We start from the raw sequence: 12,331 nt of genomic DNA on the forward strand, positions 1-12,331 counted from the left end.
TCAGATCGCCAGGATAAGGGTATCGTCGGAACGCGGGGCCGCCGGTTCGAACGAGGGCAACGGGTCGAAGCTTTCGTCCAGCAGTTCGGTTGCGCCAAGCCCTGCCAGCTTGAACTGGCCCAGCCTCCGGTCTTCCTCGCTCCGCCAGTTCTTGCTCATGTTGAGCGCGCTGACGAACAGGTCGCCATGCCGCTCGAACAGCAGGTGCGGGGCAAGCTTGATGACGCCGCCATTGTATTGGGCGGTGACGGTGCGCTTGCGGGTGATCGCCTCCATCAGCTTCAGGCGTGTTTCACTCATGGACGGCATACCGGATAGGATTGGACAGGACTGTTGTGCACCGCAACATAATGCCGGACCCGGCCGCCAGATGCAAGTCCGGCGCCGTCACTGCCGGAGAACTCCCGACGGATCAGGCCCACGCCGGGACGATGGTGCGGCGGCGCGGGCTTGACTCACATTCTCTATCAATTAAGTTGAGAATACACCCAAGGGGGAGCGATGGTCGGTCGCCCCTGCGTTCAATTCAGGTGCCGACCCGCGGCTTTTGATCGGGATGCAGCTTGCTCCGCGTCACCAACAGCTAAAGCGCACGATGCCCGGGCGACCGCGCCAGCATCGTGATTCCCTCCTCATGAGGTGAAACGATGCGCATGAACATGATCCAGACCTGAGGCCGAAAACCGGAGCCCAGACTTGTGGGCCCGGCCTTCCCGCGCCGCTCCCGGCCCCCGCAGGGGCCGGCTGTTCCGGCGCGCGCCATTTCCACGATCGGAACGTTCGTCACGCGCCGGCAGATGCCCGCGCCATGATACTTGGGGTAATTCCATGCATGTCTTCACAAGGGCAGCGCTGCTGCTTGCCGCGTCCTCGCTCGCCACGTCCGCGCTCACCACAGGCGCCATGGCGCAGGAAGCCAGAATAAACGGGGCCGAGGTGTTCACCGGCAGGGTCGGCCTCACCCGCGCCGATTCCGCCCCCGCTTTTCCGGCGCCGCCGCAGGCGCCCAAGGGCGCGCCGAACGTACTGCTGGTCCTGCTCGACGATGCGGGCTTCGCGGCAACTTCTGCCTTCGGCGGCGTGCCCCGCACCCCCGCGCTGGAAAAACTGGCGGCGGAAGGGCTTCGCTACAACCGCTTCCATACCACCGCGATCTGCTCGCCCACGCGCGCATCGCTGCTGACCGGGCGCAACCAGCATCAGGTCGGGTTCGGCAACCTTGCCGACATTCCCGCCGGTTTCCCAGCCTACAACACGATCTGGAAGGCCGAGACCGCCTCGATCGCCCGCATCCTGCAAGGCAACGGCTATTCCACCGCTGCCTTCGGCAAGTGGCACAATACGCCCAAGTGGGAGATTTCCTCGGCCGGGCCGTTCAACCACTGGCCGACCGGGCTGGGCTTCGACCATTTCTACGGCTTCATGTCCGGCGAGGACAACCAGTGGGAGCCGCACCTCTACAACGACACCACTGCGATTCCCGCCCCGGCGACGCCCGAGCAGGGCTACCACCTCACCACCGATCTGGTGAACAAGGCGGTCGGCTGGGTGGACGAACATGACGCGCTGGCCCCGCAGAAGCCCTATTTCCTCTATTTCGCCACCGGCGCGGTCCATACGCCGCACCATGTCCCGCAGGAGTGGATCGACCGTAACAAGGGCCGCTTCGACGGCGGCTGGGACAAATACCGCGAGGAGACTTTCGCCCGCCAGAAGAAGCTCGGCATCATTCCCGCCGATGCCAGGCTGACACCCCGGCCCGAGGGCATTCCGGCATGGTCCAGCCTCTCGGCCGACGAACGCAAGCTCTATGCCCGGCAGATGGAGATCTACTCCGCCTTCGTGGAACAGACCGACTACGAAGTGGGACGCCTGATCCAGACCCTGCGCGCGCGGCCGGGCGGCGACAACCTGCTGGTGGTCTACGTCGTGGGCGACAATGGCGGCAGCGCAGAGGGCGGGATCGAGGGCCGGATCACCAACGAAGGCGCCTCCGCCAGCGGCGCGCCGCACGACCTGCCGACCCAGCTTGCCCATATCGATGCGCTGGGCGGGCCGGAACTGTCCAACCACTACGGCGCGGGCTGGGCCTGGGCCACCACCACGCCGTTCCAGTGGATGAAGCAGGTCGCCTCGCACTTCGGCGGCACGCGCAATCCGCTGATCGTCTCGTGGCCCGGCCACACCAGCCAGCCGGGTGCCGTGCGCAGCCAGTTCGGCCACGTCAACGACATCGCGCCGACCATCCTCGACGCCGCGCACATCGCCTTCCCCACCGAAGTGGACGGCGTGAAGCAGACGCCTTTCGCCGGCCACAGCCTGCTCGCCACCTTCACCAACCCCAAGGCACCCGAAGAGCATACCGAGCAGTATTTCGAGATCTTCGGCAACCGCGCCATCTACAAGCAGGGCTGGGTTGCCGCCGCCAAGCGCAACTACCGCCCGTGGGAACTGCTGGAGAACCTCCAGCGCGTGTTCCTCGACGATCCCGGGAACGACCGCTGGGAACTCTACGACGTCGCGCACGACTTCAGCGAAAGCAAGGACCTCGCCGCCACGAACCCGGCCAAGCTGGAGGAACTCAAGGCCGAGTTCGTCAAGGAAGGCCAGCGCAACGGCGTCTTCCCGCTCGTCCCGCTGCCGATGGGCGTGCCGACACTGCTCGATCCCAAGCGCAGGAGCTTCGTCTATCAGGCGGATATCGGCCCGCTTCCGCAAAATGCCGTCCCGGACCTATCCAAGGCACATAGCCTGACGGTCGCGATCAAGGGCAATGCCGCCGCCGGACAGGGCGCTCTGGTGGCAGAGGGCGGAAGGCTGGGCGGCTTCGTGCTCTATGCCAAGGACGGGCAGTTGGTCTTCGAGAACAACGCCTACGGCCTGCGCCGGGACCGCGTGGTCTCCACCGCGAAGCTATCGCAAGGCGCGGCGACCGTGGGCTACGAATTCGTGCCCGCCCAGCCCCCCGGCGGACAGGCCCCCGGCGGACAGGGGGCGTTCTTCTCCAGGCCCGCTTCGGGAACGATCCGGCTCTTCGTGAACGGCCAGCCGGTGGGAGAGGGCAGGATCGCGGACTTCCCGACCAGCATCGGCGCGTTTTCGGAGAGCTTCGATATCGGGCAAGACCGGAACTCGCCGGTCGGCTCGGAAGCGGCGGCACGCCAGCCCTACAGCGAGGTGCTCGGCGAGACGCGGCTGGAATTGAAATGAAACGGCACGTCGTCCCGGACCAGGTCTGGCAGGATCAGGTCTGGCCGGATCATGCCCGGGACGACGCCCTGTTCGGCATCAGCCCAGCAGTTCCGCCATCTCCACCACGCGCTTCTCGCGCGCGCTGAGTTCCGCGGCCGCGCCGATGGCCACGGCCATCAGGCCGTCGCGCGCGGTCACCTGAACCTCGCCCTCGCCGCGAACGGCGCGGGCAAAGGCTTCATGCTGATAGAACGTCGCGCCGTGGTGCGAACCGGCATCCATCGCCGCCTCGTCCACCGCGACATGCCAGCGCTCGACCGATTTCGGCCCCGGCCACGGCACGCGCGGCGACCAGACGAGATCACCCGGCGGGATCAGCACGTCGAGACGGCCCTTGTCGCCGGTGGCGCTCATCTCTTCCTGATGCTCGGCGCCTTCCGCGAACATGCACAGGTCCAGCAGCGCGCGGGTGCCGTCGGCAAAATCGACGGTGGTGAAGCTGTTGTCGATGATGTCCGGCTGGCGGCCGTCATAGCGCTCTTCGATATGGTTCACGTCCATCGCGCCCGAGCAATAGACACGCACCGGCTCCGAACGGGTGATGAGCCGCATGAGGTCGAAGAAGTGGCAGCACTTCTCCACCATGGTGCCGCCGGTATTGGCCGAGAAGCGGTTCCAGTCCCGCACCTTCACCAGGAACGGGAAGCGATGCTCGCGGATCGAGAGCATCTGCAAACGGCCGACCTTGCCGCCGTGAATCTCGTCGATGAAAGCCTTGGCGGGCGGCATGAAGCGATATTCCATGCCGGTCCAGAACAGGCCCTTGCGCGCCTCTGCCCGCTCGACCACCCAGCGCGCATCGTCCATCGTGGTGCAGAGCGGCTTTTCGCAGAGGATCGCCACGTCGCTGTCCAGCAGCGGCTCCAGCACCGCGCGGTGCGTGAAGTTGGGCGAGACCACCACCACGGCATCGAGGCCCGCGTTTGCGATCATGCTGGCGCTATCGGCGAACTCCCGGACGCCTTCGGCCTTGTCGCCCAGGGCATCCTTCGCCCAGCCGAGCGAGGTCGGCTCAGGGTCGGCGATGGCGACCACTTCGGCGCCTTCGAGGATATTGAGGTTGTGGATGTGCTCCACACCCATCATCCCGGTTCCGACAATTCCGTAACGCAGCGTCTCTACCATTTCGCAACTCCGTGTGCCATGTGGCGACCCATGACTTCCCCCACGACGACGCGCCTATCGGCCCAATCCGTCCCGCTCGGCAAGAGCGGAATTTCCGTTTTTCCGATTGCCTGGGGCATGTGGCGGCTCGCCCGCCCCGACGGCAACGACGATATCGGCGCCATCGTCGCCCGCATCGAGGCGGCGCTTGAAGCGGGAATCACCCTGTTCGACACCGCCGACATCTACGGCTGCGACGCCGCGCTCGGCTTCGGCGGCGCGGAACTGCTGCTGGGCAAGGCGCTGGCCCAGCGCCCCGACCTTCGCGAGCGGATGACGATCGCCACCAAGGGCGGCATCGTGCTGGGCGTGCCTTACGATTCGAGCCCTGACTATCTGAACAAGGCCCTTGAAGCCTCGCTCGAACGGCTCGGCCTGCCTTCGGTCGAACTCTACCAGATCCACCGCCGCGATTTCCTGGCCCACCCGCGCGACGTGGCGGCCACCCTGGCCGCCATGGTCAAGAGCGGCAAGGTCAAGGCCATCGGCGTTTCCAACTACAGCCCCGCCGAATTCGACGCGCTCCAGACCTACCTGCCCTTCCCCATCGTCTCGACCCAGCCCGAATTCTCGGCCGCCCGCTATGCGCCGCTCTATGACGGCACGCTCGATCAGGCGATGGCCCGCGATGTGGCGGTGCTGGCATGGTCGCCGCTTGGTGGCGGCCGCCTTGCCGCGGGTTCGGAAGACCCGGTGGCGAAGCTGGTAGCCGCACAGGGCGAGCGTTACGGCACCGATGCCGCCGCCGCCGCGCTGTCGTGGATCATGGCGCACCCCTCGCGCGCGATCCCCATCGTCGGTTCGCAGACCCCCGAACGCATTCTCGCCTCGCGCGATGCGCTCAAGGTCGAATGGACCGCATCCGAATGGTACGCGGTGCTCGAAGCATCGATGGGAGCGCGCCTGCCGTGACACTGGACCCTTGCGAGATCAGCTGGTTTTCGGCGCTCTGCGACGATGACTACGAGTTCCTCGGCCAGCCGGACCCCATGCTGCGCTCCAGCTGGGAACACTGCCGCAATATCGTGACTGCCGCCGAGGAAGGCGGGTTCGACAATGTGCTGCTGCCTTCCGGCTATGCGCTCGGGATAGACACCACCGCCTTCGCCGCCGCCATCGCCACGCAGGTCCGCCGTATCAAGCTGCTGATGGCGGTGCGCATCGGCGAGATGTGGCCCGCCCAGCTTGCCCGCCAGATCGCCACGATCGACCAGATTCTTGGCCAAAGGAACGGGGGCGGCCGCCTCAACATCAACATCATCTCCAGCGAGATGCCGGGTGAAACGCTGGATGGCGGCGCCCGCTACGAGCGCACGACCGAGGCCATCGAGATCCTGCGCACGCTGCTGTCGGGTCAGTCGCTCGACCATCAGGGCCGCTTCTGGAACCTCAGACTGGATGCCCCGCGCATGATCGCGCCGGGTTCGAAGTGCCCGCCGCTCTACTTCGGCGGCCTCTCCGAACCCGCCCGCGAAGTCGCCGCCAAGGGCTGCGACGTCTATCTCATGTGGCCGGACCGCATGGAAGCGGTGAAGGAAACCATCGCCGACATGCGCGCCCGCGCCGCGAAGTATGGCCGCACCTTGCGCTTCGGCTACCGCGTCCACGTGATCGTGCGCGAGACCGAAGCCGATGCGCGCGATGCGGCGAACCGCCTGCTCTCGCGCCTCGACGCGGCAGAGGGCGCCGCGATCCGTGCCCGCTCGCTCGATTCCCAGTCGGTGGGCGTACAGGCTCAGGCTGCGCTTCGCGAAACCGCCAGCGACGACGGCTATGCCGAGGACAACCTCTGGACCGGCATCGGCCGTGCCCGCTCGGGCTGCGGCGCGGCGATCGTCGGCGATCCGGATCAGGTGCTGGCGAAACTGCAGGCCTATCGCGAGGCCGGGATCGATGCCTTCATCCTCTCGGGCTATCCGCATGCGGCAGAGGCGGACCTGTTCGCACGGCACGTGCTGCCCCGGATCGATCACGGGCCCCTGGCGCTTTAGGAACAAGGGAGAGGCAGGGGGCCGAACACCCCCTGCCTCTCCCTTGCCGCCCTAGAATTTCTTGTTCGCCCCTGCCTCCCGCCATCGCTAGACGATCCGCGATGCAGAAATCCCCCAAAACCCGGATGCGCCGCGCATGACCCTCTCCCCGCGCAGCCGCTGGCTACTGTTCACGCTGGCCCTGACGGCGGGCGTGCTCAATCTCGTGGACCGCCAGATCATCTCGGTACTGAAGCCGACGATCGCCGCCGACCTCGGCTGGAGCGACGACGACTACGGCACCCTGGCCGCCTGGTTCCAGGCGGGCGCGGCGTTCGGCTTCCTCGCAGCGGGCTGGATCGTCGACCGGCTGGGCGCGAAGTGGGCCAATGCGGCAGGTGTGGCAGCATGGTCGCTGGCGGCGATGACGCATGGATGGGCGCACAGTTTCAGCCAGTTCGTGCTCTGCCGCATCGGGCTTGGCGCCACGGAATCGATGGGCACGCCGGCGAACGTGAAGACCATTGCAACGATCTTCCCGCCGAACCTGCGCTCCATCGGATTTGGGCTTTCCAACGCGATGAACAGCCTTGGCGCGATCCTCGCGCCGCTGGCGATCCCGCTGGTGGCGGCGGTCTGGGGTTGGCGCGCGGCTTTCGTGCTGGCGGGCGTGGTCGGGCTGTTCTGGGTCGCGGCGTGGCTGGTCGCCTCGCGCGGGGTGGATTTCGGCGACCGGCAGCCCGGCGTTTCCGGCAATCTCGTTTCGGGCGACAAGCTGTTCCTCAAGGAAGGCCGCACCTGGACGATCGCTCTCGCCAAGGTGCTCTCGGACGCGACCTGGTGGCTCATGCTGTTCTGGATGCCGGACTATTTCAACCGGCAGTTCGGCCTTTCCGGCACCGAACTCGGCCCGCCGCTGGCGCTGGCCTACTGCGGTTCGGCCGCGGGTTCGCTGATCTCCGGCTTCGCGGCGAACCGCCTGCTGTCGAGCGGCTGGAGCGCCAACCGAACGCGCAAGACCCTGATGCTGATATCGGCGCTTTGCGTGGTGCCGGTGCCGCTGGCCCTTCACGTGGACGGCTATTGGCCCGCCGTAGGCCTGATGGCACTGACCCTGGCCGGACACCAGGGCTTCTCGACCAATCTGTTCGGCCTGATCGCCGACGTGACGCCGCGCCACAAGGTGGGCCGGGTAACCGGATTCGGCGCTTTCTGCGGCAATCTGGGCGGCACCGCGATCAGCAAGATCGCCGGTCTCGTTCTGGCAGCCGGGCTGGGCTACGGGCCGCTGTTCGCCTTTGCGGCCGTTTCCTACCTGCTGGCTCTGGGCTGGATCCAGCTTACCATGCCCCGCATCGTCCCGGCAGAGGACGCCGGTTCGTCTCTCGCATAGGGCGACTAAAGGAAAACTATCTTTCTCAACCGAAACGGTTGAGTATAGCTCCGCGGGTTCCAGGGAGATCCAAATGACAATGACCCCGCTCCGCGCCGCCCGCACCCTGCTGCTGGCTTCCGCGGTCCTGTTCCCGGCAACGGCTTATGCCGATGAAGCCGCCGAACCCGCTTCCGGCGAGATCGTCGTGACCGCGCGCTACCGCGACGAATCGCTCCAGCAGGTGCCGATCGCCATTACCGCCGTCAGCGGCGAATCGCTCAACGACCGGGCGATCCACAACCTGCAGGACCTGAGCGCCTCGGTCCCCTCGATCGATTTCCGCAACGGCGCCTCCAACAAGGACCGCACCGTCTTCGTCCGCGGCGTGGGCACGATCAGCACGTCGCCGGGCGTCGAATCCTCCGTTTCGACAGTTCTCGACGGTGTCGTCCTGACCCGTCCGGGGCAGGCGACGCTCGACGTGGGCGAAGTCTCGCGGATCGAAGTGCTGCGCGGACCGCAGGGCACGCTGTTCGGCAAGAACGCCTCGGCCGGCGTCATCAGCGTCGTCACCGCCGCGCCTTCGCAGGAATTCCACGCCTATGCCGAGGGATCGGCCACCACGGACGAGGAATACCGCATCAAGGCAGGCGTGACCGGCGGCATCGCCCCGAACGTCTCGGCCCGGATCGACGGCCTCTACGCCAACTATGACGGCAACGTGCGCAACGTCACCACCGGCAACGAAGTGAACGGCTACGAGCGTTACGGCGCCCGCGCCAAGATCGAGGCGACGCCGACCGACAACCTGAAGCTCACGCTTTCGGGTGACTACCTCCATTCGCACGACACCACGCCGAGCGGCGTCTACGCGCGCACCAGCCAGATCGCCTATCCGACCGGCACCGTCACCGATTCCGCCGCGCTTGCCGCATTCCTCGCCGGCAAGGGCATCACGCCCGGCAGCGAGAACCGCGAAGTCAGCACCAACTTCGACACCGACGTGCGCGACAAGAACTATGGCGGCTCGCTGACGGCCGAGTGGGGCCTGGGCGATTACACGGTGACCTCGATCACCGCCTATCGCGAGTGGAAGAACCGCCAGCACCAGGATTACGACGCGCTGTCCGAACTTTCCGCGACCTTCCCCGAAGGTGAGGATTACGGCACCGTCAACAACAAGCAGTTCTCGCAGGAACTGCGCCTGACCTCGCCCAAGGGCAAGTTCATCGACTATGTCGTGGGCGCCTATTACCTCCACGCCAAGACCGACGAGGTTTATACCCGCACGCTCACCCGCCTGATCTCCGGTGCGGAGAACACCGTTTCGGGCGTGGCGAACTACGGCGTCACCAGTGACAACTACGCCGTGTTCGGCGAAGCCAACGTGAACTTCACCTCCTGGCTGCGCGCCATCGCGGGCTACCGTTCGACCTGGGACGATCTCAGCTACTACCACGTCCGCACGTCCAGCAACGACCCGACGAACTCGGGCGCGACCGCGCTCGACGTGGCAGGCATCCGCGCCTACCACAATTCGGCAGGCTCGACCTCGAAGCGCGGCGATTCCTATCGCGGCGGCCTCCAGCTGGACTTCGCGGCGAACAACCAGGCCTATTTCACCTACTCGCGCGGGTACAAGGGCCCGGCCTACAATGCCTATTTCAACATGCGCTCGCTTAACGCGACCACGCCGCTGGACGAAATCGCGCTGAAGCCGGAAACCTCGGATTCGTTCGAAGGCGGGATCAAGGGCTCGGCGGTGGACCGCAAGATCACTTACGCGCTGGCCGTCTATTCCACCAAGTTCCACAACTACCAGGCCAACTACAACGACGTGGTCGGCGGGGCGCAGGTCACGCGTCTCATCAACGCCGGCACCGTCCAGACCAAGGGCGTGGAACTCGACTTCGGCGTGCGCCCGATCCCGGGCCTCTCGCTCGACACCTCGGTGGCCTATACCGACGCCAAGGTGCTGAACTTCATCTGCCCCGAAGGCGCTCCGTCGAGCTGCAACATCAACGGCGAAGTCCTTCCCTTCGCACCGAAGTGGAAGCTCTACAGCAATGCGGCCTATCGCTTCGCGCTGTCGGATTCGATCGACCTCGAATTCCAGTCCGACATCACACTCAAGAGCCGCACGCAGTACCAGCTGACGCAGACGCCGGGCACGATCCAGCCGGGCTACTACATCTGGAACGGCAGCGTCGCCCTGATCGGCACGAACGACGGGTGGCAACTGCGCGGTTTCGTGAAGAACATCACGAACCAGAGCTACTCGAACTTCCTCGCCAACGGCACGCTCGCCGGCATCGTCCGCTATGTCCCGCGTGACGACAAGCGCTACGGCGGCATCATGCTGCGCAAGGACTTCTGAGGAAAAGAAGGCCCGGGGGAATCGTCTCCCGGGCCTTTCTTCCGTCTTACAGACCCTCGCCGCCCACCCAGTGCGCATCCGCCAGATAGCGCGCGAGATTCCAGACCTGCCGCCGGATATCCGGCACCGCGACGATCTCCCACGCCTCGCCCTTGGTAACGGGGCCCACCGCGAAGAGCGTATCCTGCGGCTCTCCGTCGATATCGCGCACCCGGCCGAGATGATCGACATCGAGCCCCAGCCTGTGCGCGTCGGAGCGCACCTTGCCCTGCGCCAGAAGGTCCTTCACCAGCGGCGCGCCGCTGCGCATCAGGTCTCCTTCCGGGCCGGTGCAGTTGATCGTGCGCGATACGCCCAGCCGCACCAGTTCGTCCTTCCCGCGCGGACGATAGGCCACCGAGACCCCGCTTTCGGTCGGCTCTGCGCTCACGAGTTTGCCTGCGACGAACTCCAGCCGGCCTTCCGCCTCGATCTCGGCGATGCGCTTCGCCACGTCAGGCGCTAGACGGTGGCGATGGACATCCCAATAGGGACGCAAGTGATGCAGGAACCGCCGCTGCCCCGCCTCGTCGTGGCGGCGCCAGAGGTTCTGGGTGTGCGGCCGCAGCTCGTCCACAGCCGCGCGCCAGCCGATTTCCGCCGCCCGCGCACGCACCCGGCGCACGAGCTGCGATCCGCGTTCCTCGGGCGCGGGAACGTAATCCACCGACGGCCCGCTCTCGGCATGGGCAAGCGGCTTGAGCCCGCGCCGCGAAAGCGCGGTAATCCTGCCCTTGAACCCGGCCTTGTCGAGCGAAAGCACCATGTCGGCGGCGGTAAGGCCGGTGCCGATCAGGAGGACATGATCGACCTCCTCGATCTTCTCCAGCGTGCCGGGCTGCCACGGGTCGGTGAAGCGGCGATCCTCGGGTATGGTGGCCAGCACCGGATGAGGCGAAGGCGGGAAATTGCCGAGGGCAAGCACCAGGGCCCGCGCCTCGATCTCGTCCCCGTCCGCCATCTCCACCAGGACGCGGCCATCCTCGAAGCGGGCCGAACAGGCTTCGGCATTGACGATCAGCGCGTTCGGCCCCGCTTCCGCCAGCGCCCGGATGAGCAGCTCGCGCAAGTAGAGCCCATAGGACAGGCGCGGCACGAAGCGGTTCGCCTGCTCGTCGCCGCTATGGCCGATCCAGCGCAGGAAATTCGCCTGGTCGTCCGGGAAGGCGCTCATGTTGGCGGCGCGCACGTTGAGCAGGTGCTCCGGCCAGCGGGTGCCGAAGGCGAGCCCCTTGGCAAGCTGGGCATCCTTGCGCTCGATCAGGACGACGCGGACGCCGTTGCGCAGGAGGTTGATCGCCATCAGGGTTCCGCTGAACCCCGCGCCGACGATCGCGACGGGAAGCGCGCCGTTTCCATTCCGATTATTCAAGGGCAAGCTCCGTGGCGTATTCTGTGCGATGCCTGTCTAGCGAAGGCATCGGCCTATTATCAACTAAATTGGTTGAGAATATGACATAACGGTTTGGACGGCAGACGAGCCGCCTGCGAACGCCAGCTTAGCAGTCCTTGCGCGAAGGCCAACCTCTCGCCATCTGCCCATGGGTGACAGATCTCCCCGAACTGCTGGAAGCGATCCGCGCCTGCCGGGCCTGCCGGCGCGTGCTGCCGCATGAACCGCGCCCGGTGGTGCAGGCGGGACGCGGCGCGCGCATTCTCGTGATCGGACAGGCACCGGGGAGCAAGGTCCACGCCAGCGGCCGGGCCTGGGATGACGACAGCGGCGACCGGCTGCGGGAGTGGACCGGGATCGATCCCGCGACATTCTACGACCCGGACCGGATCGCCCACATGCCCAGCGGCTTCTGCTATCCCGGCAAGGGCAAGGGCGGAGACCTGCCGCCCCGCCCCGAATGCGCCCCGCTCTGGCACGATCGCCTGCGCGCGGCGCTGCCCGATGTGCGGCTCACCCTGCTGGTCGGCCAATATGCGCAGAAACGTTACCTTCCGCGCCATTTCGCGCCGAACCTGACCGAAGCGGTCCATCGCTGGCAGGAAGCGCCGGAGGGGTTCTTTCCGCTGCCTCACCCCGCCTGGCGCAGCCGCATCTGGATGGCGCGCCATGCATGGTTCGAAGCGGAAGTGCTGCCGGACCTGCAGGCCCGCGTCAGACATGTGCTGAAAAAGGATCTGCCGGTGGGGTCAGGCTAGGTC

General features: G+C 66.3%; 9 protein-coding genes. 6 read left to right on the plus strand and 3 right to left on the minus strand.

Translation table 11 applies throughout. The features are described from left to right. The gene (locus tag ACXJ16_RS10350; RefSeq protein ID WP_054436495.1) at positions 1–300 is read right to left on the minus strand and encodes a hypothetical protein; all 300 of its coding nucleotides are present in this window, start codon (positions 298–300) and stop codon (positions 1–3) included. Positions 301–828: 528 nt separating this feature from the next. Here ACXJ16_RS10350 and ACXJ16_RS10355 point away from each other — a divergent pair. Next, positions 829–3,210 (plus strand): arylsulfatase, encoded by a 2,382-nt coding sequence (locus ACXJ16_RS10355; protein WP_463920628.1) that lies wholly within the window; start codon positions 829–831, stop codon positions 3,208–3,210. A 78-nt stretch (positions 3,211–3,288) separates the two neighbouring features. Here the strand turns inward: ACXJ16_RS10355 and ACXJ16_RS10360 are convergent, their stop codons facing one another. Beyond that, positions 3,289–4,377 carry a Gfo/Idh/MocA family protein gene (locus tag ACXJ16_RS10360; RefSeq protein ID WP_197282979.1) on the minus strand — a complete coding sequence of 363 codons (1,089 nt, stop codon included), beginning with the start codon at positions 4,375–4,377 and terminating at the stop codon, positions 3,289–3,291. Between the two features lie 30 nt (positions 4,378–4,407). Here ACXJ16_RS10360 and ACXJ16_RS10365 point away from each other — a divergent pair, with 30 nt between their 5' ends. The 4 genes from ACXJ16_RS10365 (at position 4,408) to ACXJ16_RS10380 (ending at position 10,138) form a co-directional block, all read left to right on the plus strand. Continuing rightward, positions 4,408–5,328 (plus strand): aldo/keto reductase, encoded by a 921-nt coding sequence (locus ACXJ16_RS10365; protein ID WP_054436497.1) that lies wholly within the window; start codon positions 4,408–4,410, stop codon positions 5,326–5,328. Continuing rightward, on the plus strand, positions 5,283–6,407 hold the full coding sequence (locus ACXJ16_RS10370) for an LLM class flavin-dependent oxidoreductase (protein ID WP_463921785.1): 1,125 nt from the start codon (positions 5,283–5,285) through the stop codon (positions 6,405–6,407). Before ACXJ16_RS10365 ends, ACXJ16_RS10370 begins: the two co-directional genes overlap by 46 nt. A 136-nt stretch (positions 6,408–6,543) precedes the next feature. Next, positions 6,544–7,779 (plus strand): MFS transporter, encoded by a 1,236-nt coding sequence (locus ACXJ16_RS10375; RefSeq protein ID WP_463920631.1) that lies wholly within the window; start codon positions 6,544–6,546, stop codon positions 7,777–7,779. 73 nt (positions 7,780–7,852) lie between these two features. Beyond that, on the plus strand, positions 7,853–10,138 hold the full coding sequence (locus tag ACXJ16_RS10380; RefSeq protein ID WP_054436499.1) for a TonB-dependent receptor: 2,286 nt from the start codon (positions 7,853–7,855) through the stop codon (positions 10,136–10,138). 46 nt (positions 10,139–10,184) lie between these two features. On the opposite strand, the gene ACXJ16_RS10385 is transcribed toward ACXJ16_RS10380, so the two are convergent. Further along, entirely contained in the window at positions 10,185–11,549 is a 1,365-nt protein-coding gene (locus ACXJ16_RS10385; protein ID WP_324698144.1) for an FAD/NAD(P)-binding protein, read from the minus strand. 173 nt (positions 11,550–11,722) lie between these two features. Between ACXJ16_RS10385 and ACXJ16_RS10390 the strand changes: the two genes are divergently transcribed. Beyond that, complete coding sequence (locus ACXJ16_RS10390; protein WP_324698142.1) at positions 11,723–12,328, plus strand: uracil-DNA glycosylase family protein; 606 nt, start codon at positions 11,723–11,725, stop codon at positions 12,326–12,328. Positions 12,329–12,331 lie beyond the last annotated feature (3 nt).

It is taken from the genome of Novosphingobium sp. TK71 (assembly GCF_055361505.1).

Bases quoted from the DNA above. Each gene is read 5' to 3' on its own strand.
- ACXJ16_RS10350 (WP_054436495.1), bottom strand. From the start codon at position 300: ATGAGTGAAACACGCCTGAAGCTGATGGAGGCGATCACCCGCAAGCGC.
- ACXJ16_RS10355 (WP_463920628.1), top strand. From the start codon at position 829: ATGCATGTCTTCACAAGGGCAGCGCTGCTGCTTGCCGCGTCCTCGCTC.
- ACXJ16_RS10360 (WP_197282979.1), bottom strand. From the start codon at position 4,377: ATGGTAGAGACGCTGCGTTACGGAATTGTCGGAACCGGGATGATGGGT.
- ACXJ16_RS10365 (WP_054436497.1), top strand. From the start codon at position 4,408: ATGACTTCCCCCACGACGACGCGCCTATCGGCCCAATCCGTCCCGCTC.
- ACXJ16_RS10370 (WP_463921785.1), top strand. From the start codon at position 5,283: ATGGTACGCGGTGCTCGAAGCATCGATGGGAGCGCGCCTGCCGTGACA.
- ACXJ16_RS10375 (WP_463920631.1), top strand. From the start codon at position 6,544: ATGACCCTCTCCCCGCGCAGCCGCTGGCTACTGTTCACGCTGGCCCTG.
- ACXJ16_RS10380 (WP_054436499.1), top strand. From the start codon at position 7,853: ATGACAATGACCCCGCTCCGCGCCGCCCGCACCCTGCTGCTGGCTTCC.